Raw genomic sequence first — 20,167 nt, forward strand, 5'->3', positions numbered from 1 at the left:
TGGAGGAGTAAAACATGTCTAACCACACCGCCCTGGCCTTGAACGGTCAAGATTCGTTCACCGGAGTACTGGCCCAAAAGAGCGGTCAGCCGGTGCAACTATGCTACCAGTGCGGCAAGTGTTCGGCCGGCTGCCCAATGAGCGCCGCCATGGACATCAAACCGAATCAAATCATGGAACTGCTGCGCCTGGGCCGGCCGGAGCCCGTCTGGGAAAGCCTGGCCATCTGGCTGTGCGTCGGCTGCGAAACCTGCGCCGCCCGCTGTCCGAACGGCATCAGCATCGGCCGGGTGATGGACTGCCTGCGGGAAATGGGCAACGGCCGGGAAGCAAACGGCCGGGGCCGGAAAATCAAGCTCTTCCACCGGGAATTTCTGGACTCGCTGCGCGCCAACGGCCGGGTGCACGAGCCGGTCATGCTCGCCCGTTACAAGCTGAAAACCGGGGACATTTTCAGCGACCTGAACATCGGTGTACGCATGTTCAGAAAAGGCAAATTCAGCCTGTTACCGGAGCGGATCAAGGACCGGGCGGGCATCCGGGAACTGTTCAACCAGACCGGCCCGCTCACTGGCGGAAGCAATTAGCAAACAGTATTATCCTACCCGTAAAGGAGCCGGACGACATGAAACTCTCTTACTTTCCCGGATGTTCCCTGCAGACCAGCGCCAGGGAATTCGACCTCTCCGCCCGGGCCGTCTGCGGCGAACTGGACCTGGAACTGGTGGAACTGCCCGATTGGAACTGCTGCGGGGCCACTTCGGCGCACAGTCTGAACCATGAACTGGGTCTGACTCTCCCGGCACGCAATCTCGGCCTGGCGCAAGAGACCGGGCTGGACCTGGTGGCTTCCTGCTCGGCCTGCTACAACCGGCTGAAAAGCGCCGATTACGCACTCAAGACCAACCCGGCGCAGGCCGGCGCAATGCGGCAAAAAACCGGCCTGGATTTTGATCAAAACCTGCACGTGCTCTCACTTTTGGAGGCGGTGACGACGCGGATCGGCATTGAACGGATCAAGCAAAGGGTAAGCCGGCCCTTAAAAAATCTGAAAGTGGTCTGTTACTACGGCTGCCTGCTGGTCCGCCCGCCCCGGGTGACCGCCTTTGATTCCCCGGAATTCCCTGTCAGCATGGACCGCCTGATGGCCGCCCTGGGTGCCGAACCCCTGCAGTGGTCCTATAAAACCGATTGCTGCGGCGCCAGCCTGTCCATCTGCGACAGCCGGACGGTACGGAACATGGTGAACAATTTGCTGCAAATGGCCGCCGAGACCGGCGCAAACGCCGTGGTCACCGCCTGCACCCTCTGCCACGCCAACCTGGAAATGCGCCGCGATCCGTCCCGCACCATGCCGGTGTTCTACTTCACCGAACTGATGGGCCTGGCCTTCGGCCTGTCCGCATGCGCCGGCTGGCTGCACCGGCACCTGGTGGACCCATTTCCGGTCCTGGCGCCGGTGCTGGCAGTGTAAAAGAGCTGCTGTTATTTCCGGGCCGCCATAACCCAACAACGAAGGAATTTTATTCTCTCTGTGGAAATTAATCATTGCTTGGTAAAATAATTTTTCCAGGAGGGATAGCAATGGCGGATAAAAAGATTCTGATGCTGGCAGGGGATTATGTCGAGGATTACGAAGTTATGGTCCCTTTTCAAATGCTGACCATGCTGGGCTACACTGTAGATGCCGTCTGCCCCGGCAAAAAAGCCGGCGAAACGGTGCGCACGGCCATCCACGACTTTGAAGGAGATCAAACCTACAGCGAGAAGCCGGGGCACAATTTCATGCTCACCGCCACCTTTGATGAAGTCAGGCCGGAAGATTACACCGGGCTGGTCATCCCCGGCGGCCGGGCACCCGAATATTTGCGTCTGAATGAGCGGTTGCTGGAAATGGTACGCCACTTCTTTGAGACCGGCAAACCGGTGGCTTCCATCTGCCACGGCCAACAAATCCTGGTGGCGGCCGGCGTGCTGGAAGGCCGGCTCTGTACGGCCTATCCCGCTGTCAAGCCCGACTGCGTTCGCGCCGGAGCCAAATGGGGCGAAGTAAACGAAACCTTTACCAACGCCTGGGTGGACGGAAACCTGGTCACCGCCGCCGCCTGGCCCGGACATCCGGAGTGGATACGCAAGTTCGCTGAACTGCTGGGGGCAAAAATTGAAATTTAAACAACTACGTGGAAAAACCCGGACCCGGCCCCTTTAGGGGGTACCGGGTCCGGTATCTTTTTCGGAGCAACCGGCAGCTACGTGCACCAGCTTATTTTCCCGCGGCGGAAGACGGGGTTTCCGCCGGAGCCGGAGCCGGTGCCGGCGGGGCAAGCTGACTCATATCCCTGGCCTTGCTTACATCCGGTGCTTTAAAGGGTTGGCCCAGGCCGGAAATGCTTATGTTGCCCTGCATGGTCATCTCCATATGCACATTTTGCGGTACATTCTCCGGCGGCTGGGCCGGGGTGCCGCCAGTCATTTCCCGGGGGTTGATATTAAAGTCCAGCTGTTCGTTAATTTTGGTCAAATCATTGATCAGTGTTTTCTTATTGATGTAGGCGGTGTAGAAGATATTGACATTGGCTTTATCCAAAAGCTTCTGCATGGCCTGCGTAAAATCCCGGGACGACTGACCGGTCATGCCCGGCATGCCCTGCATGGCCTGCTGCAACAGCTGCGCATAGCCCTGACGGAATTTATCCTGGTCTATGGTGGCATTAATCACATAGTAGTCATTCCCGTTTATAGTTGCATCGTCACTGTAATTCAACAGTATGCCCAGTTCTTTCATCTGCTGGACCGCCTTGATCGGATCGGACTGCACTTGTTGCTGCTGCCTGATAAAATCCGGCGCAATGCCGGCCGGGGAAACCAGCCAGTCCGGTTGTCCGGGGGGCTTGATATACATTTTGTCCTGGTTCATGTACATTTCCATCACCATGGCCGGAACTGCGGCCGGGCTGTCCGGCACAATATTTTCCTTGATGTACATCTGCAGGGGATTGTTTTCCACGCTGCCGGTCAAGTTGATTTTAATGTTCTTGGGCACACCGGGAACCGGTTTGCCATCGGCAGCCATGTTCATATTCATGTTCATGTCCCCGGTCATGGAATAAGTATTCACCGCCTGGCAGGCCTGGTTCGATTTGGCCAGCAACTCTTCCGGGGTCATGCCGTCACGTAACTGGTTCCGGCTGAGCAGGGCCGTTTCCCTTGCCCCGTCCCAACCGACCTGAAAGCCAAACACACCGGAAACAAAGCGCAGGGGAATGCTCACTTCATTCCCCGACTGCTCCGGGGCAACGGGCAGGGTTACCGGCTTGCCGTTTAACAACGCCTGGCGGCTGCCGGGGGTCAACACCAGGGAATCCTTCCCCTGGGTCAGCTTAATGCCGCCATTTGTGTCCTGGTCCAGGGCAACGCCGGAAAAGCGGGCAAACTGACCGGCCTGAACCATACTAACACCGTTTTCCTGGTACGTATCGCCAAAGGTGACCTGATTTCCATTAACAGTCAGGTTAATCTTTCCCGCGGCCAGTGCCGGCACTGCCGGCAGGCATGCCGTAAGCGCCAGGGTCAAAATCATTAAAAACAGCCTCTTTTTCATGCGCAACATCACCCGCCTCTCATAAATATTTTGATCAAGTATTTTCATCCCTGGCCGGCCGGTCCGGCCGGCATTAAATTTTCACCGCCGTGCCACAGGCGGTGACCATAAGCATCCCCTCCCTCACCACTTCGTAATCAATATCGATGCCGATAATGGCATTGGCCCCCAAACGCTGCGCCTCTTCCGACATTTCTTTAAAGGCAACTTCACGGGCGTGGGAAAGCTTTTCTTCATAAGCACCCGAGCGCCCGCCCACAATATCCGTCACCGTAGCGAAAAAATCACGCACGATGTTGGCGCCCATGATCGCCTCGCCGGTAACAATGCCCAGGTATTCACGCACCGGTTTTCCTTCAATGTCCGGAGTGGTGGTCAGGATCAAAGGCCGTGCACCTCCAGGTTTTATTTTTTATGACAATTCTTCACTGGCAGCCCAATTCCTTTTATTTTTCTTTTTTTCCGGCAAACCGGCGAAAATTTAATAAAATAGTATCAGGTTTTGGGGGAAACGTCCCGCCGCCAATTTTAACCGGAAATAAACAGCCTTTTAACCAGCCCCTGCTATGATTTAGCGGGGGTGATCAGGTGAGAATTGCTGTAATTGGTGCGGGTTATGTGGGTTTGGTCGCGGCGGCCTGCCTGAGCCGCTCCGGTCACGAAGTGGTTTGTATCGAAAAGGACGAAGGCAAACTGGCCGAATTGCAGGACGGGCGGCTGCCCTTTTACGAAGCCGGGCTGGCGGAAATTTTCACCGCCGGTGTGGGAAAAGGTTCCCTGCATTTCAGCAGCGAGGTTGCCGCCTGTCTGGACGCGGAAGTAGTCATGATCGCCGTGGGTACACCGGCACGGCCGGACGGTAGAATCGATCTGTCACAAATTTATGGTGCAGTCTCCCGGATCGTGGAACAGGCCCGGTTTCCCCAGCTCATTGTCATGAAAAGCACCGTACCGCCCGGTTTTGGCGAAAACCTGAAAGCTCGTTTGCTTTCCCGGGCCGGGGTGCCCCTGACCTACCTGGCCAATCCGGAATTTTTACGGGAAGGATCCGCCGTCCGGGACTGGTATTACCCGGACCGCATTGTGATTGGCGGCGATCAGGAGCTGGCCGTGGCCAAACTGGCCCGGCTATACGCCGATATTGACGCCCCGGTGGTGACCATGGACGTCGGCAGCGCGGAAATGGTCAAATATGCGGCCAATGCCTTTCTGGCCACCAAAATCTCTTTTATCAACGAAATCGCCAACCTGTGCGAACTGGTCGGAGCGGACATCTTGCCGGTGGCCCGCGCGGTGGGCATGGACCGGCGCATTGGCGGCGAATTCCTGCAGGCCGGCCTGGGATACGGGGGATCCTGCTTTCCCAAGGACACCTGCGGCCTGGACTTTGTTTCCACCTGCAACGGCTACGCCTTCAACCTGCTCAAGGCGGTGATTGAGGTGAACAACCGCCAGCGGGTGCTGGCCCTGCGCAAACTGCGCGGGATGCTGGGCACATTACACGATAAAACCGTCTGTGTGCTCGGGCTGGCGTTCAAACCGGGGACCGACGACATCCGGGAATCACCGGCATTGGATATAATCAATCTGCTATTGGACGAAGGGGTGAAGATCAGGGTCTATGACCCCCTGGCAATGAAAAATGCGCAGCGGCTTCTACCCCCGGAAGTTTATTCCGCATCCGGCACTATGGCGGCGCTGGAGGGCTGCCACGCCCTGCTGGTGGCCACCGCCTGGCCGGAATTCACCGGTCTGGACTGGACGGCGGTCAAGGAACTGATGCGTCCGCCCCGCCTGGTGCTGGACGGGCGCAATTGCCTGCCGGCGGAAGAAATCATCAAAAACGGCCTAGTTTATCAAGGTGTCGGCCGGCCGGCAAAGCCGGAAAACCAGCCCGGGAATATCATTTTACCCAAAAGCGACCGGACGCCGTTCCGCTGCCAGGTCACCCGGTGCTGAGCAACGGCCTGTTTGAGTTCCACCAGCGTAAAACGGCCTTCAAAGGGCAGCAGATTGTAGACCCGCCCCATCTGCAGCCAGTGATGGGCGTCGCTGCCGGCCAGAACCGGGCGGTTCAGTTCCGCGGACTTTCTCAGTACATGGCCGGCCAGCGACAATTCCGTGGCGTTTACTTCCAGAGCGTCCAGTCGCTTCAGCAGCGGTCCCATTTTCCACAACTCCTTGCTGCTGCGGCAGGGATGCGCCCCGGTGCGCAAAAAGCCCAGGTCCTCGCTGGCGTCCATCAGGGTTTGAAAGGCGGGGAAACGCCCCGGCCGCAGCCGGCCCAGCCTTTTTTCCAGTTCTTTCAGGGCGGCCGGGGAACCGATCATGATAATATCCCCTCCTTCGGCCACACTTACTTCCGCCCCGGCCAGCACAATCAGCCCCCGCCACTCAAACATGCCGGATGCGTGACCACACCAGGATTCCAGGCAGTGGTATATTTCCCAAAAGTCGGAGACATCGATGTGCTCGGTCACCGCCAGCACATCCAGCCCGGTGCGCCGCGCCCACTCCAACCGGCGCCGCAGTTGCCCCGGACGGAACGGCCGGCGGCTGAACAACTTGACGTGACAGTGAAATTCCGCCTTTAGATAATGCATATTGACCTCCCGCGTTTTAGAAAACAGCTGTTCAAAAGCCGGCGGCCGCACCGGCGGATCGCTTTTTGCCCGGCTGGAATCCCTTGCGCAAAAGCAGCTTTACCCGCCGGAAGAAGCAGTAAGGCCCGGCCCGGCAAGTGGGCCGCCGGCAAAACGCCGCCTGACAAAAGCCGCCGGATGCAGTGCTGACGCATGTGCAATAGACGTGTCGACTATATACATCAACATTGCTCCAGATAATCCAGCAGCGGCCAATGGACCTTCCTGGGCAACGGCTTTTCACCAAAGTTCCCGGTAGATGGTGGTCAGGTAAACCTCCCCGGCGGCCAGCTTTTTCAAATGCTCCGGCGGTGGGGAATTGAACAGGTACCGGTACTTGCTCAGCTTCACCTGATCGTAAAATTCCCAGCCCAGCCTTTTGAACAGGGATTGGGAACGCCTGGCGCCGAATGTTTCCATCTGCCCCCAAACCACTTTGATGCCGGGGTGTTCACGCCGCAACAGTTCCAAATAGCTTTCGACCAGCAGGCGGGTAACCGCCGCATCGCGCCAACGTTTCAAGATGTTGAAATGAAAGTGGGCGCCACCGGCCGGCACCCCGGGCATTTCCCGCCAGCCCCGCCAGAACAGCCAGCGGAAAAACCGGAATGCCGGCGGACCGTATATACCCCGGCAAAACCCGTGGCACACGGGAAGTAAGGCCCTGGCCAAAAGACGCAGTTGATAACGCCGGTGCAGGGCGGCATCGGTACAGCCGAGCAGGTAGCCGGCCACCTTTCCCTCCGCTTCGACCACCAGCGCCGCCTCCGGCTCAACATCAGTATAATAGCCGGTGAAAAAGTCCACAAAGAAATCATATTTCGGAAAAATACCGGCTATGCTTTCACCCAGAAGACCGGTGGCCGCACAAACTTCCCTTACGCCCCGGCGATCTTCCGGCCGGTAGCGCCGGACGGTGCTTCCGCCAACGGTTGCCGGCGGAATCCGAGCAGTTCCCGGTAAAAGGCGAACAGCTTGCGAAAAGTCTTCTCCCATCCGTAGTTGACCTCCACATACCGCCGGGCCTGCCGGCCCAGGGAGCGCAGATTTTGCGTCGGCAGACCGGCAATCGCCGCCGCCAGGCCGGCCGGGTCGTCCGGCCGGATCAAAACTCCGGCGCCGGGGGCCACCGTCTCGGCGGCCGCCCCGGACGCCGCCGCCACCACCGGCAGACCGGACGCTTGGGCCTCCAAAACAGTCAGCCCGAAGGTTTCCGCCCGGCCGGCGGTGACAAAGAGATCCGCCGAGGCATAGACCGCGGCCACCTGATCCGCCGGTAAATAACCGCCCACGGTAACGGCACGCCCGGCCGCCCATTCCCGCAACTCCCCTTCCAGCGCCCCGCCGCCGATGAGCAGCAGGTGGTAACGGCCGGGGTGTTGCGCGGACAACAGCTCAAAGGCCGGCATCAGGACATCGAGCCCCTTTTCGCGCGCAAAGCGGCCCACATACAACAAAAGCACCTGCTCCGGGGCAATACCCAGGCGCAGGCGCAGCCACCGGCTGCGCAGCCCGGGATGAAAATTTTTCATATCCACTCCCAGTGACAAAACCTGCACATTCCCGACCCCGTGCCGAACCAGTGCCGACGCCACCGCCAGGGAAGGGGCCAGAGTAAGATCCATCCGCCGGTACATGGCACGCACATAGGCAAAGGCCGCTTTTTCCAGCATGGCGGCCGGAATCCGGCCGATGAGCCGGGCGGTTGTCCGCACGTAGGCGCGGGGGAAATCACTGTGGTAAAACCCGGCCAGACGGCAGTGATATTTACGCCGGGCGGCAATAGCCAGGGGAAGAAAATAGGGACAGCCCACTTCGATAATATCGGGGCTGAACTGACCGAGCAGTTCATCAACGCGTCCGGCATCCATAATCAGCCGGTAGGGCCGCGCAAAAGGCAGTTCCGGTGCTTTCAGCCGCTGAATGGTGCTGTTGCCACGCCTTTTTTCCAGGTTTGCCGCCCCGGGGACAATGACCAGGTGCTCCACACCGCGGCAATCGGCGATGTAATCCATCTTTTGATGCAGATAAGTTTTCACCCCGCCGCTTTGTTCGTGATAGAAATTGGTAAGATCACAAATCTTCATATTTCAAACCTCCCGGCCGGTTTTTGCCCGCTCCAGATACTCCCCGATAGTCACCTGGCGGCGGCAAGCCAGCATTCCCCGTAAAAGCCGCGCGGCTAAATTCAAAATGGCGGATTGACGGGCATCGGCCGGATGCAGGACCAGGCGCACCATCAACCGCCGGGACCAAAAAGCGGCCAGCACCGGCACCACCTGCCGCGAAAGGGCGGCGCGCCAGGACGAGCGACTGCTGAAACAAAGCGCCGGTGCAGCATGATAAACGCCTGACTTCAAGTCATGGATACCGGTCAAAGTGGTGGTAAATGAAAAATTGAATTCATCGAGCACAGCCCGTGCCCGCCCGCCCAGCAGCCAGGCCGGGGCGACAAAGCCGGCCGGCGCCAGACGGCAGGCGGTCAACACAGCCAGCCCGGACTCGATCCGGGTACGGGCGGCCAGCCCGGACAAACGGTAAAATTCACCTTCACCATTTGTATAGTACCGGGAGATCAGCTTTTGTCCGCACGTGCCTCGATCAATACAGTCCGGCGCTTCGGTGTGGGTTAATCCATGCAACACCACTTCCCAGCCATCCGCGGCCCGTGCCCGTAACCAGCCGGCAAAAGCGGCATCCGCTTCCAAAGGCGCACGGCCGTGAAAATCGGGCACCACCAGCATACTTCCCCTGGTCACACCCGCCCCCCGGATCAAATCAAACAGGCATTTTATTTCGGCTTCATAGGCAGGTGTCACGTCATGCAGGGATACGTTTACAAACATAACGTCTTACCTCCCGGCAGGCAAGCCTTATACCGTCCCAGTAAAATAATAACAAATAAAAGCTAAAATTGGGTTAAAGGTATATGCAGTTTTAGTTAAATTAGCGTTATTATCTTTAACTAAATCTTAGCACGCCAATAATACTATTTTAATACTAAAAAGCTATATTTTAATTAGAAGTTGTGATTTCTTTCAGCACAATCACAAAGAAAGGCCCAGGCGGAAAATTAAAATAAGAAGTAGCTTTTTTGCGAACAAAGCAACTGCTTATAAAAAGGAGGGTGGCTTTTCTTGAAGGTGGCTATTTTTACTGACACCTACCCGCCGCAAGTAAATGGCGTGGCCCGCACCGTCAACCGGATAGCATTGTTCCTACGCCGGCGGAATGTACCACATTTGATTTTTGCCCCCGACTGCGGTCCTTCGCAGGAACACAGTGAAAATGTACATACCTTTCCCGGTATTGATCTTCCCTTCTATCCGGAATGTAAAATCACCCTCCCACCCTATCCCAACCTGCGCGAAAAACTGAATCAATTCAAACCGGATTTGATTCACCTGGTCACGGAGTCTTCCATGGGACTTTGCGGTTTGAAATATGCCCGCGATCACCGCCTGCCGGTGGTGGCCTCATATACCACCAATTTTCCCCAATACCTGGCCTACTACAAGGCGGGTTTTCTGGAAAGGTGGGCCTGGCTGTATTTGCGCTGGTTTCATAATCAATGCCATCTGAATTACTGTCCATCCCCGGCCGTCAAAAACATGCTCGCCCAAAAGGGATTCCGCAATTTAACCATCTGGGGACGCGGCATCGATACCGGTCTTTTTGCCCCGGAAAAAAGAAGCAATCTGCTTGACAAGCTGGCGCCGGGCAAAGAGCTGTTCTTCCTTTATGTCGGCCGCCTGGCCCCGGAAAAGGATCTGGACGTCCTCTTCAACGCCTGGCGGATAGTGCGCCGCCGCTTGCCCGGCGCGCAACTGGTCGTCACCGGGGACGGACCACTGGCGGGGGAACTGAGACAAAATCACGGTCACGAGGTTGTCTTCACCGGCTACCGGCATGGCGAGGAACTGGCCGCCATCTATGCCTCCAGCGACATTTTCGTCTTTCCCTCCACCACCGAGACTTTTGGCAACGTGGTCCTGGAGGCCATGTCCTCCGGCCTGCCAGTGGCGGCGGCCGCAGCCGGCGGGGTTAAGAACCTGCTCCTTGACGGTTACAACGGCCTCGCCTGCCGTCCGCGCAATTACCACGAACTGGCCGCCGCCATGCTCAAACTGGCCCAAAACAAGGAATTACGTGACGCGCTCGGCCGGCAGGCCCGGCAGTATGCCCTCAAACAATCGTGGGAAGGACTGCTGGACAATTTGCTGGACAGCTACCGGACGGTACTGGCCTCACCGCGGCATCCTGTAAAAGCCGGCTCGCTCAGCGCCTGACCCGGCGGACATGTCTACCCGCCGTGAAAACACCGCCAACCGGCATTTTCAAGCGGCGACAATTATTCTTTTCCCCTCCTTCAACCCTTCTAGTTGGGGGTTTTTGACAACTTTGTCGCCATTCCGAAGGCCCTGTTCGATGACTAGCAACTCATCTGTTTCCATGCCCTTTTTCACTTTCTGGATTACAGCCCGGCCATCCCTCACCACCCACAAAGCGTCCCCGCCTGCGTAGGGAAAGACGCACGTTTTGGGCACCGCCAGTCTGTTTTGCTGCTTCAGCACCGTAAACTGCACATCCAGTGCGTACCCCGGCCGCAATTCGGGAGGTTTCCCTTTGGGCTGAATGGTGACTTTCACCCTGCGCTCCACAAGCCCAAGTGCCGACACCTTTTCAACCGCGGCCGGAGCGATTGCCTGCACGATCCCTTGGAACCGGTAATCGCCGTCCTTCCTTTTTTGTGTAATGGTAACAGGCATTCCTTCTTTGACCGGGAGCACATCTTCCGTTAGCACATAGGCATTGATCTCGCAGCCGCCGGTGCCGGCAAGCTTCATCAGCGGAACCTGCGGGGAAACCACCATTCCCTGCCTGGCATCCAGTTCCAGCACCACGCCGTCAACAGGGGCGGTGATCCGGCAGTTGGCAATCTGCTCTTCCACTTGTTTTATTTGTGCCTCCACCGCATCGATCATCCCCTGATAGTATTGCCTGTCGGCAGTGCTCCCGCCGGCAACGGCCCCCCCGGATCCGGCCTCTTCCTGCAAGTACCCCAACTTCGACTCCTGCCGGGCCAGATTGTTTTGCCACTGCTTCACCGTATTTTCAGCGGCTTCCAGTTCTGTTCCGGCCACAGCGCCGGAGTCATAAAGAAATTTAACCCGGTGATAATCGTTTTCACTCTTCGCCAATTGCCGCTTTGCTTCTTCTACAGCAAGCTGCTGCTGGTCAACCTGCTGACCCGTTTCCCGGTTTGATTTTAATTCCTGTCCGGCCAGACTGTTACGCTGAGCTGTTAATTGAGCCAGTTGATATTCCAGATCCCTGGAATCCAACCGGGCCAGCAGGTCGCCCGCTGATACATGCCGGCCCTCTTTGACGGGAAGGCTTATGATTTCGCCGCTAACCATACTATAAACAGAGCGATCCAGGGCCGCTTCAACAATGCCTTCCTCCTTAAAACCATGGGCTACTGTCTGCGGTTTTACTTCCACAATCTCCGCCTTGAGAGGTTTTTGGGTGTTATAGACCGCATATGCCGCCGCCATAGCAAGGAGCATGATAACCGGTACCATCTTAAATGACTTTTTTATGTTTATTCACCCCTTGACCTTATTCCCGTTCTTTTAACACTCCCACCAGATCAAGCCTCGCTATTTTGCGGAAAACCCAAAACTGCGCCACCCATATTGCCAGCACCGTCCCCAGCAAAGCCAGAAACAGGGCGGCCGGGCTGGTCCTTCCGGGCAGGGTGTAAAGATCACTGCTCATACCGCCGGCAATGCCTTGATTCATGGCCAGGGCAAAAGGCACACCCGCCAGTACGCCAAAGGCGCCAATAAACCATTGTTCCACTGAAACAACCTCCATCACCTCTTTCGGACGCATGCCCAGGACACGCAGGGAAGCCAGTTCCCTTTCCCTTTCCGCCAGCGTAATGATGCTGGAGTTATACACTATGGCGAAACCGGCGACCACTGCCATCAGGACCATAAGCAATAGAGTTGTTTTGTTGTTGTCCATCAATTTTTTATATAAATCAATACTCTGCTGTCTTTCCTCCAGGTTGTCCACATATTTTGAAGTGCCGTACCTTTCCTTCAATCCCGGAATCTGCCCGGGATCCATGGAAATCAGCGCCCCCGTGGCCATATCCCCCTGCCCGAGCAGCGCAAGCAGCGCCTTTTGGTCCATATAGACATTGGAACCTATGTACTGGGGGACGATTCCCGCCACCTGCACATAAACCGGAGATTCCCTGGCCCATATGCTTTCCAGCCTGATCCGGTCGCCGAGCCCCGTTTTCAGTTTCCGGGCCGTCTGTTCGGACAGCAGTATACCGCCGGCAGGTATTTTTATTTGACTGCCCAGTTTGTCAACGGGAGTAAAAAGCTCCGCATCCGGCAATAACCCCAAAGCTGTCACATCCTTTTTCCGGTAATCTTTTTGCAGGGTCACCGGCACTTCCACCAAAGGCTCAATACGCCTGACACCGCCAGTGTTTTGCAATTCCTCCACCACATCAGGCAAAGGAAGCGGTTTGGTAAAGCTTATTTTAACATCACTTTTCTGCACCTTGTAAAATTGATCCAGAACCATTGTGTCCACCATGCTATACATGGACCACAAGGCCGCCATCATGCTGTAAGTAAATACTATCCCGATCAGGGTAAAGAAGCTGCGCTCCTTATTCCGGATCATATTTCTGACAGCCATGCGCCCCTGAACTGTAAAAGCGGCCCAAACCACGGGGAGTTTTTCCAGCCGGGTTTTGCTTTTAAATGAAGGCGCCGGTGGACGCATAGCGTCAACCGGTTTTAATTTTAAGATAGCTTTTGCTCCCTGGTAAGATGCAATCAGGCTGAACCCCAGCGCAAATAATATTCCGGAAAAAAAATACTGCAGTGGAAATTTCCCGGTAAGACCGGGCAGACTGAAGTATTGTTGATACAATTTTGTCATTGAATTTGAGAGTACCGCGCCGGAGACTCCGCCCAGTATGCCACCCGCCAGACCGACTATCAATCCATAGGATAAATAGTGCCAGATGATCTCATGATTTCTGTAACCGTATGCCTTTAATGTCCCGATCTGCCCCCGTTGGGATTCCACCATCCTCTTAAGCATAATATACAGGATGATGGCTGCAATCGCCAGAAACAAGACCGGCACACTGCGGGCGGATTTTTCCAGCCCCTTTAATTCTTCGGTAAGCATGACATTGCTGGCCTGATCGGCCCTGGAAACAAGACTTTCCAGGCCGTATTTTTTCAGTTCCGTCTTCAGCGGTTGCTCTACGTCTTCGAACTTGAAACCCGGTTTCAAGGCAAATGAAAGGTCATTGACCGCGCCCTGCCGGTTGAACAAACCATCCATCACCTCGTAGGGTAAATATGCCACATCGAAGGCCTGCGGGTCGGGGAGAATATTTTGTGCATTCCTTATGGCGTAAACAAAATCAGGGCTCTGGCCGGTTCCGGCAATTTTCAACTGAACCTTTTTCCCGTCTATGATCACAGTCAGCGGTTCACCCAGGGCAAGCCGGTGGGCTGTAAAGAATTTGTCACCGAGCAGTAACGCCTTGCTGTTTTCTTCAGGCATGGCCCCTTTCAACACCTTAACCCCGTTTAAAATATACGGTTTTTGATCCTGCAGCGAAATCAGCCTTAAATATATATTCCTGCGTTCGTCCAGTCCGGTGACCCTGACATCCTCCACCAGTCGTCCCTGAACCTGATCAATACCACGGATGTCACTCAGTTTTTCAACTTGTGAAGACGGCATCGGGTTTTTTATTTTTGCAAAACCGTCGCCGAAATGATATTGTCTGTAAAAACTGTCCCCGGCCCTAAAAAGGTTGTCTTTGGCCATCTGCATTGAGGTGTAAGCCGTCAAACCAATAATTACGACAACGGCGCAGGCAATGAAAGCCATTTTATTTTCGCCGATATCCCGCCACATTTTTCTTGTCAGCATCACCATGACACCTCTTTAGGGGGTACCGGATTGGCAACATTGTCAATGTGTTCCAGTCTCCCGTCTTTCAAATAAAAAACCCGGTTCGCCATCTGCGCGATCGATGCGTTATGAGTAATGACGATCACTGTCTTTTTATATCTTTCATTAAAATCTTTAAGCACTTTCAGTACCTGGATTCCGGTGGCTGAATCCAGCGCCCCCGTAGGCTCATCGCACAAAAGCAGTTCAGGGTTTTTGGCAACAGCCCTGGCGATGGCCACCCTCTGCTGCTCGCCGCCCGACAACTGCGCCGGAAAATGCCCGGCTCGATCGCCAAGCCCCACCTGCTCCAAAACATCCTCCGCTTTCAAAGGATTTTGAGCGATTTCCACCGAAAGCATCACATTTTCATAGGCAGTCAAATTGGGCATGAGGTTATAAAATTGAAACACAAACCCGACCGCATTCCTTCTGTACTCTGTCAATACTTTTTCCGAAGCGCCGTGCAGGGGCTTGCCCTTGAAATAGATTTCACCGGAACTGGGAGTATCCATGCCTCCGATAATGTTCAACATGGTACTTTTTCCAGAACCGCTTGGTCCGAGCATAACGATGAATTCAGCGGCATAAATATCAAAATCCACCCCTTTTAACGCCTCCACCTTCACTTCGCCCATTTGGTAATATTTGGTTAGGTTCCGGGCCTTGAGAACTGTGTCCACGACTCACCTTCTTCCCGTGCCATCATTATGATTTAATTCACAGGGGAACTGAAGTCCGTCTGCTAACCTCCCGCAAAATTCATTTAAAGGGAAATTCCACAAAGGGAGGGATACATTCCTTCTTTTATATGGCTGGCGGTTTCGTTTTTATTGCATTTGTCACTGGCATGCCTCCCGTTTTTGGGTGGCAGTGGTATATACAACGTCCGCTGGCGGGAACATACAACCTTAACCCTGGTTATTCCTGGACAAATTTTGCCTGAATGAATATAATTGTCATTATTAACGCAGCAGGAGGCCGGCTTATGGACAAACCAGCCCGTTCGCAGTTATTTCAAGTCATCCGCATTCCGGCCTTAAGACAAAACCCGGTCACACATCATAGTGACCGGATAGTTATCGGGAAGCTGCCCGGGAATTATTATATAAAAGCGATCAATCTGGCGACAAATGTCTTCACAGTTGAGCAGGATATTCCCGGTGAGCTGGTGCCGTTGAAAAAAGAACTAAACCCGCAGTGGTGGTGTGCCCGGATAGATGAGGACATCTATGGCGTGGCGGCCAGTTGGACGGAAGAAACTATCAGGAGATTTCCTATCTTATTATATGCGCACACCGGTAGGCGGCAGATATGGCCCCGGGTACACCGCCGATCTGATTAGCCCAGCAAGAACCGATCAGAAGATTTTTCACCGGGGTCTTTACCTCTATGCCCATGGTATTTTTATAAAACCTCTTTTTAGGATTCCAGCTGAAGGCGGATGTGGCCCCAGCGGTATTATGGGTAAACTTCTCATAAGTTAACGGGGTGGCCGCATCCTTATAATCGATCGCGCCTTTGAGCCCGGGAATGATAGCTTCAGCCCTGTCTATCATCGTTTCCATGGCTTTGTATTTTAGCTGCCTGTAAAGTTCCCTATTGCCGCCACCCCAATTTTGCATCCATTGAAAAGGGACGGTTGTTTGGAGCATAAGTGAGGATTTTCCCAGTGGAGCGAGGTCCTGGTTTACCATTGATGGTGAGTACAAATTAAAAGACGTTTTTTCAAAAAATCGTTCATCGGCGGAATCAGTAATATCATAATTCGAATTCAAATCAAGGAAGATAACGTGAGGGACGAGCATCTGCCCACGCATTTCCTCAGCGGGCATATTTAAGCCGAGATATACTGTAAACACCCCTTCCGATACCGGAGCAGTTTTTATTTTTTCACGCATTGGTTCTGAAATCAGGTTTTTTTGATCAAGCAGATTCAACATTGTCTTTTTATAATCGCATGCCGCAATAATGTAGTCCGCATTTATTTTTTCGCCATTGCATAAAACCCCTGCGGCAGCACCGTCTTTGGTGATTATGCGCTCAACCCGGGAGGCCGGCAAAAGCCTGCCGCCCTGTTTTTGAAAATTATCCGCCAGAATATCGGCCCAGGATTGCATACCCCCCTTGACCGTCCAGTAATCATAGATTATCCCCGAGATGGCGCCTGCAATGAGAAATGCCGCCATATCGGCATAATAGCCCGTCCTGGAAAACATCCTGTATAACTTGGAGTCTTTTTCAAAAAAAATGCCGGCAAATCCCGACGTAGTCATGTTCCCGTATTTTTTCATCACGCCCGTGTTTTTTATGGCACCGGTCAGGTATGAAAATATGGACACCAGGTAGGGAACCCCGCTGTAAAGATAAGGTATCGGCTTATCCATATCGCCCATGGCGGCCACCATACGGTCGGTTTCCTTGAAGAAGCCGTCAAGTCCCTGTTTTTCCCGCGGATACGCGGAATAGAGCATCTCCTTGAATTCACTGTAGGAACCGGGGACGCCATCAAAATCTGCGGCAACCCAGCGCGTTTGATGCCGCACAAACTCGATTCTATTATATACGCCAATGTCCTTCATAGCCTTGAACACCGTAGCCGAAGCCTCAAGGCCGAAAGTGCCGCTCTCGAAATAAAAACCGTTTCTGCAAAAACCGGCGGTATAACCGCCGGGCGTCCGGTGGGATTCGAATATAGTAACGTCATGCCCTTTTTGGGCAAGCAAATTACCTGCCGTGAGGCCCCCGATACCGGAACCAATGATGATAATCTTTTTCACTGAACAAATCTCCTTTCGCCGGGCATGGCCCGCGCTCCAGCAACCGGGGTTGATTCCCCTTTCCACCCGGGCAGCCGTTCCGTCTTTTAGCAGGCCGGCGGCTTGCCGTTCCAACGGCCCAAGCGGTTCAAGCGGTTCAAAGGCAGGTTGAAGAGAGTCACCAGCAGGGAAACGGCCAGGGCCGGCCAGAACCCCGGAACCGCAAATCCCGCGACTATCCAGTTCGTCAACATCACCATCCAGGTATTGATGACCAGTGTAAACAGGCCGAGGGTGATGAGATTAACGGGCAGGGCAACCAGCAACAGAAATGGACGGATTAGCACATGCAGCACTGTAAGCACCGTCCCGGCCAACAGCCCCGCCCATATATCGTTCAAGACCACTGCCGGCACAACCAGCGCGGCCGCATACAAGGCAAGCGAATTGGCGGCGATCCTGAGAACCAGCCTGCTCATCCGGTCCACCTCAACTTAATAAAGTTCAACGGATACCCTGTTTTTGCCGGCTCTCACTTCCACCAGGCGAAATCTGCCGTACTTGCGCATTTCCCGGAACAGCTGCAGACAGACCGTCAGCATCGATTCCACGGATATCCGGCCCGCGCCGGATTCGCCCCGGTCATTGCGCATGCCGCGCAGTCGCCGCGTGGCAAGCAGATCGAACAGGCGGGCGAGATCGGAGAAAGCGGCCAAGGTCAGATCAAGGACGAACAACGGGACGGGAATGACCAGCCGGTGAAACCCGCCCCGGGACACCCCGATCAGCATGAAAAGGCTCTGCCGTCTACTCCACATATATCTCCACCCTGATCCTTCCCTTCACAGGATCTTCGATGTCCACATCAACCAGCTTACCATCCTCCAGACCCTGGTTAATCAGGTTCATCAGTTCTTCGAAGTCAATCTTTGACAAGTCCAGCCCTCTCCCCGCCATTTCCCGGCGCGCTTCGCCGGGTATAAGGCCGGCAATCATGTTTCCAAGGCGGGAAGCCACCTTCAGCAGGCTGAGCGGAATGTTGACATTGACTTTCGCCTCGGCGCTGTCCACGTGCACCCGCAGAAAACGGTCTTTGAGCTCTTTCTCCGCTCCTGAAGGCTTTGTCCCTGGTTCGTCCATCGCATCCAGAAGTTCCGCTCCTTCTTCAACGGAAATTTTTCCGTCCCGCACCATCTGCAGGAGTTTACTCTTCTCATCACTCATCTTTTTACCTCATTTCCAATTTATTTGACTGCTGCTTTTTCAGCAGCCTGGCGGCCTCCTGGACGGAGATCTCACCCTTTTCCAATGCGCTAAGAATATCTTGTTTCAAAACCCTTTTTTCGCCGTCCTCATGCTTTTGCACTTTATAGCCCAAAGACTGAATCACACCGTCGAGACGGTTGCGAACCGTGGGATAGGAAATACCCAGTTCTTTTTCCACATCCTTGATGTTGCCGCGGCACTTGAGAAAGACTTCGATGAACTCCCGCTGCTCGACCGGCAGCTTGCAGAACTTGCAGGGAGTGAAGCTGCCCTCAATCCGCGTTTGGCAATAGCTGCAGGAGAGGCTGCTGATCATCATCTCGTGTCCGCAAACCGGACAGCAATTTGGCGCCTTGAATTTCACCCATTCACCCTCTTCATTGACCGCGGCTTTTTTGAATTAAACCCATTCTAGTATGATCAGTTAAATTTGTCAATACTAACTTTAATATTTTTAAGCCACTTATTAATTATATTAATACCGGATTGTCCGGCCATTGAACCGGGCACCTTTTGGGGCCGGAACTGTCCGGCGCGGAGGTTATCCCATTGACCACGGCGTTAATATTTGTTACACTTTTCACGATGGCCGGGGAGGGATCACTGTGAACATCGACCGTTTTCAAAAACTGGCGGATAAGCTGGTGGAAAAGATACCGGCAAAATTTCTGCGCGGTTTAAACGGCGGGATCGTTGTCGTTGAGGATGCCGTGCCCGATCCAGAAATCGACGGTGTCTACACCCTGGGCGAGTACGTTGATGATCCGTACGGCCTGGGCTGTTTTGTAGTTATTTACCACGGTTCCTTTGCCGCCCTCTTTAAAGGGGAACCCGGGCACGTATGGGAAAAGGAATTATGGGCAACCATTCTGCACGAAATCCAGCACCACCTGGAGGGTCTGGCCGGAGTTGATGATCTCGGCCAAGAGGACATCAGGATGTGGCAAGAACTTAAAAGGCAGGCCGGGAAGGCTTAATGAACCGATCCCGGGTGCCTGATTATTGAAAGGTAATCCGTCTTTTTCTTTCACCAACAAAGTTAATATATTGACATGCGCTCACAACCATAAGAAGGGGCATCTGAAGATTTTAACCACGCTTCAAGTATTCCGCCGCATCAGCCAGATCCGACGCGATGAGTTTAAGCAGGTTGGGCCGGCGCCGGGCGGCAAGGGGATGATAAGTTGCCAGCGCCGGCAGGTTTTCGTATGCCAACCGGCGGCCGCGCAGGTCCTTCACCTCATGGCCGGAAAATAGTGTCCCTGTAACCACGTTGCCCATGCAAACAAGCAGGCGGGGCCTCATATCCATAATTTGTTCTTTCAGGTACGGCAGGCAGGCGGAACGCGAACTCTCCCGGTCGTAGGAGCGGATAGGCCGGCATTTGAGCAAAAACGTCAGAAAAACGTCTTCCGGTCTGAGCCCGCCCCTTTCCATCGCCTCCCGCAGGGCGAGCCGCGTGCCGCAGACAAAAGGGCGCCCTTCTTTGTCTTCCCTGGCCCCCGGATTGTCCAGAATAATCATGACCGGCGCCCCGGGGGTCCCTTCCCCCCAGATTACCCGCTTCCGCTGGCCGGCCAGGCCGCACCTGGCGCATTCCCGGGCTTCAACCGGGGCAGTGAGCTCCGGCCACGGCGAAATTACGGCCAATTTCATACCTCCGGGTAAACATTATTTGTTAAGCATTTTTGCCTGTAAACGCAGTGCCTATACCAGTATAATTTCCATGTTCTGCAGACAGTGCCAATTCCGGCTCCCTGCGATTGCCACCGTGACTTTTGAACCGTGTCTTCTGTAACGCTTCATACGATACCGGTCCTTTACACGCATTGCAAATGATGAATTGACATTTTTCCAGCCATGGTATATAAATTCGTGCCGGAAAAGCCCTT

Annotated in this window: 22 protein-coding genes; 7 read left to right on the forward strand and 15 right to left on the reverse strand. The window is 54.6% G+C overall.

Annotated features, from left to right (window positions below; all coding sequences use genetic code 11):
• The first annotated feature begins 14 nt into the window (after positions 1-14).
• From A6M21_RS00510 to A6M21_RS00520, 3 genes are all read left to right on the forward strand, one after another.
• A complete protein-coding gene (locus tag A6M21_RS00510) occupies positions 15-587 on the forward strand; it encodes a 4Fe-4S dicluster domain-containing protein (protein WP_066665869.1) in 573 nt (190 codons plus the stop codon).
• A gap of 38 nt (positions 588-625) precedes the next feature.
• Positions 626-1,474: a CoB--CoM heterodisulfide reductase iron-sulfur subunit B family protein gene (locus tag A6M21_RS00515; protein ID WP_066665870.1), complete on the forward strand. Its 849-nt coding sequence runs from the start codon at positions 626-628 to the stop codon at positions 1,472-1,474.
• 110 nt (positions 1,475-1,584) lie between these two features.
• Positions 1,585-2,172, forward strand: a complete 588-nt coding sequence (locus A6M21_RS00520) for a DJ-1/PfpI family protein (protein WP_066665872.1) — start codon at positions 1,585-1,587, stop codon at positions 2,170-2,172.
• 91 nt (positions 2,173-2,263) lie between these two features.
• Here the strand turns inward: A6M21_RS00520 and A6M21_RS00525 are convergent, their stop codons facing one another.
• Both A6M21_RS00525 and A6M21_RS00530 read right to left on the reverse strand, forming a co-directional pair.
• Complete coding sequence (locus A6M21_RS00525; protein ID WP_161485967.1) at positions 2,264-3,601, reverse strand: copper amine oxidase N-terminal domain-containing protein; 1,338 nt, start codon at positions 3,599-3,601, stop codon at positions 2,264-2,266.
• A gap of 73 nt (positions 3,602-3,674) precedes the next feature.
• Entirely contained in the window at positions 3,675-3,986 is a 312-nt protein-coding gene (locus A6M21_RS00530) for a YbjQ family protein (RefSeq protein ID WP_066665875.1), read from the reverse strand.
• Positions 3,987-4,189: 203 nt separating this feature from the next.
• On the opposite strand from A6M21_RS00530, the gene A6M21_RS00535 reads away from it, so the two are divergent.
• Complete coding sequence (locus tag A6M21_RS00535; RefSeq protein ID WP_066665877.1) at positions 4,190-5,560, forward strand: UDP-glucose dehydrogenase family protein; 1,371 nt, start codon at positions 4,190-4,192, stop codon at positions 5,558-5,560.
• On the opposite strand, the gene A6M21_RS18205 is transcribed toward A6M21_RS00535, so the two are convergent.
• From A6M21_RS18205 to A6M21_RS00555, 4 genes are all read right to left on the reverse strand, one after another.
• Positions 5,458-6,204, reverse strand: a complete 747-nt coding sequence (locus A6M21_RS18205) for a PHP-associated domain-containing protein (protein WP_151191729.1) — start codon at positions 6,202-6,204, stop codon at positions 5,458-5,460. The genes A6M21_RS00535 and A6M21_RS18205 overlap by 103 nt on opposite strands.
• Before the next feature lie 279 nt (positions 6,205-6,483).
• Positions 6,484-7,050 carry a hypothetical protein gene (locus A6M21_RS00545; RefSeq protein ID WP_066665881.1) on the reverse strand — a complete coding sequence of 189 codons (567 nt, stop codon included), beginning with the start codon at positions 7,048-7,050 and terminating at the stop codon, positions 6,484-6,486.
• 71 nt (positions 7,051-7,121) lie between these two features.
• Positions 7,122-8,330 (reverse strand): glycosyltransferase, encoded by a 1,209-nt coding sequence (locus A6M21_RS00550; RefSeq protein WP_066665883.1) that lies wholly within the window; start codon positions 8,328-8,330, stop codon positions 7,122-7,124.
• A 3-nt stretch (positions 8,331-8,333) separates the two neighbouring features.
• Complete coding sequence (locus A6M21_RS00555; RefSeq protein WP_066665885.1) at positions 8,334-9,089, reverse strand: DUF2334 domain-containing protein; 756 nt, start codon at positions 9,087-9,089, stop codon at positions 8,334-8,336.
• 297 nt (positions 9,090-9,386) lie between these two features.
• On the opposite strand from A6M21_RS00555, the gene A6M21_RS00560 reads away from it, so the two are divergent.
• Positions 9,387-10,532, forward strand: coding sequence for a glycosyltransferase family 4 protein (locus tag A6M21_RS00560; RefSeq protein WP_242868718.1), 1,146 nt, complete (start codon positions 9,387-9,389; stop codon positions 10,530-10,532).
• 48 nt (positions 10,533-10,580) lie between these two features.
• On the opposite strand, the gene A6M21_RS00565 is transcribed toward A6M21_RS00560, so the two are convergent.
• The 3 genes from A6M21_RS00565 to A6M21_RS00575 all read right to left on the reverse strand — a co-directional run bounded on the left by A6M21_RS00565 (position 10,581) and on the right by A6M21_RS00575 (position 14,933).
• Complete coding sequence (locus A6M21_RS00565; RefSeq protein WP_201721806.1) at positions 10,581-11,747, reverse strand: efflux RND transporter periplasmic adaptor subunit; 1,167 nt, start codon at positions 11,745-11,747, stop codon at positions 10,581-10,583.
• Positions 11,748-11,865: 118 nt separating this feature from the next.
• The gene (locus tag A6M21_RS00570) at positions 11,866-14,229 is read right to left on the reverse strand and encodes an ABC transporter permease (RefSeq protein ID WP_078060278.1); all 2,364 of its coding nucleotides are present in this window, start codon (positions 14,227-14,229) and stop codon (positions 11,866-11,868) included.
• Positions 14,229-14,933: an ABC transporter ATP-binding protein gene (locus A6M21_RS00575; RefSeq protein WP_066665893.1), complete on the reverse strand. Its 705-nt coding sequence runs from the start codon at positions 14,931-14,933 to the stop codon at positions 14,229-14,231. The genes A6M21_RS00570 and A6M21_RS00575 overlap by 1 nt, the downstream gene beginning before the upstream one ends.
• A 305-nt stretch (positions 14,934-15,238) precedes the next feature.
• Here A6M21_RS00575 and A6M21_RS18565 point away from each other — a divergent pair, with 305 nt between their 5' ends.
• Positions 15,239-15,595: a hypothetical protein gene (locus A6M21_RS18565; RefSeq protein ID WP_161485968.1), complete on the forward strand. Its 357-nt coding sequence runs from the start codon at positions 15,239-15,241 to the stop codon at positions 15,593-15,595.
• On the opposite strand, the gene A6M21_RS00580 is transcribed toward A6M21_RS18565, so the two are convergent.
• The 5 genes from A6M21_RS00580 to A6M21_RS00600 all read right to left on the reverse strand — a co-directional run bounded on the left by A6M21_RS00580 (position 15,528) and on the right by A6M21_RS00600 (position 18,639).
• Positions 15,528-17,030 carry a phytoene desaturase family protein gene (locus A6M21_RS00580; protein ID WP_161485969.1) on the reverse strand — a complete coding sequence of 501 codons (1,503 nt, stop codon included), beginning with the start codon at positions 17,028-17,030 and terminating at the stop codon, positions 15,528-15,530. The genes A6M21_RS18565 and A6M21_RS00580 overlap by 68 nt on opposite strands.
• A gap of 86 nt (positions 17,031-17,116) precedes the next feature.
• Positions 17,117-17,488: a phage holin family protein gene (locus tag A6M21_RS00585; RefSeq protein ID WP_066665900.1), complete on the reverse strand. Its 372-nt coding sequence runs from the start codon at positions 17,486-17,488 to the stop codon at positions 17,117-17,119.
• A gap of 15 nt (positions 17,489-17,503) precedes the next feature.
• The gene (locus A6M21_RS00590) at positions 17,504-17,827 is read right to left on the reverse strand and encodes a hypothetical protein (RefSeq protein WP_151191731.1); all 324 of its coding nucleotides are present in this window, start codon (positions 17,825-17,827) and stop codon (positions 17,504-17,506) included.
• Positions 17,817-18,233 (reverse strand): SHOCT-like domain-containing protein, encoded by a 417-nt coding sequence (locus A6M21_RS00595; RefSeq protein WP_066665904.1) that lies wholly within the window; start codon positions 18,231-18,233, stop codon positions 17,817-17,819. The genes A6M21_RS00590 and A6M21_RS00595 overlap by 11 nt, the downstream gene beginning before the upstream one ends.
• A 4-nt stretch (positions 18,234-18,237) precedes the next feature.
• Positions 18,238-18,639 (reverse strand): DUF2089 domain-containing protein, encoded by a 402-nt coding sequence (locus A6M21_RS00600; protein ID WP_066665906.1) that lies wholly within the window; start codon positions 18,637-18,639, stop codon positions 18,238-18,240.
• Positions 18,640-18,880: 241 nt separating this feature from the next.
• On the opposite strand from A6M21_RS00600, the gene A6M21_RS00605 reads away from it, so the two are divergent.
• Positions 18,881-19,252, forward strand: a complete 372-nt coding sequence (locus tag A6M21_RS00605) for a metallopeptidase family protein (RefSeq protein WP_066665911.1) — start codon at positions 18,881-18,883, stop codon at positions 19,250-19,252.
• A gap of 112 nt (positions 19,253-19,364) precedes the next feature.
• Here A6M21_RS00605 and A6M21_RS00610 read toward each other — a convergent pair whose 3' ends face one another.
• A complete protein-coding gene (locus A6M21_RS00610) occupies positions 19,365-19,925 on the reverse strand; it encodes a uracil-DNA glycosylase (protein ID WP_161485970.1) in 561 nt (186 codons plus the stop codon).
• Positions 19,926-20,167 lie beyond the last annotated feature (242 nt).

The sequence above is a fragment of the Desulfotomaculum copahuensis genome (assembly GCF_001655685.1).
GTDB lineage: Bacteria > Bacillota > Desulfotomaculia > Desulfotomaculales > Desulfovirgulaceae > Desulfotomaculum_G > Desulfotomaculum_G copahuensis.

Bases quoted from the DNA above. Each gene is read 5' to 3' on its own strand.
- A6M21_RS00590 (WP_151191731.1), bottom strand. From the start codon at position 17,827: ATGTGGAGTAGACGGCAGAGCCTTTTCATGCTGATCGGGGTGTCCCGG.
- A6M21_RS18205 (WP_151191729.1), bottom strand. From the start codon at position 6,204: ATGCATTATCTAAAGGCGGAATTTCACTGTCACGTCAAGTTGTTCAGC.
- A6M21_RS00520 (WP_066665872.1), top strand. From the start codon at position 1,585: ATGGCGGATAAAAAGATTCTGATGCTGGCAGGGGATTATGTCGAGGAT.
- A6M21_RS00555 (WP_066665885.1), bottom strand. From the start codon at position 9,089: ATGTTTGTAAACGTATCCCTGCATGACGTGACACCTGCCTATGAAGCC.
- A6M21_RS00515 (WP_066665870.1), top strand. From the start codon at position 626: ATGAAACTCTCTTACTTTCCCGGATGTTCCCTGCAGACCAGCGCCAGG.
- A6M21_RS00510 (WP_066665869.1), top strand. From the start codon at position 15: ATGTCTAACCACACCGCCCTGGCCTTGAACGGTCAAGATTCGTTCACC.
- A6M21_RS00525 (WP_161485967.1), bottom strand. From the start codon at position 3,601: ATGAAAAAGAGGCTGTTTTTAATGATTTTGACCCTGGCGCTTACGGCA.
- A6M21_RS00595 (WP_066665904.1), bottom strand. From the start codon at position 18,233: ATGAGTGATGAGAAGAGTAAACTCCTGCAGATGGTGCGGGACGGAAAA.
- A6M21_RS00570 (WP_078060278.1), bottom strand. From the start codon at position 14,229: ATGCTGACAAGAAAAATGTGGCGGGATATCGGCGAAAATAAAATGGCT.
- A6M21_RS00585 (WP_066665900.1), bottom strand. From the start codon at position 17,488: ATGAGCAGGCTGGTTCTCAGGATCGCCGCCAATTCGCTTGCCTTGTAT.
- A6M21_RS00550 (WP_066665883.1), bottom strand. From the start codon at position 8,330: ATGAAGATTTGTGATCTTACCAATTTCTATCACGAACAAAGCGGCGGG.
- A6M21_RS18565 (WP_161485968.1), top strand. From the start codon at position 15,239: ATGGACAAACCAGCCCGTTCGCAGTTATTTCAAGTCATCCGCATTCCG.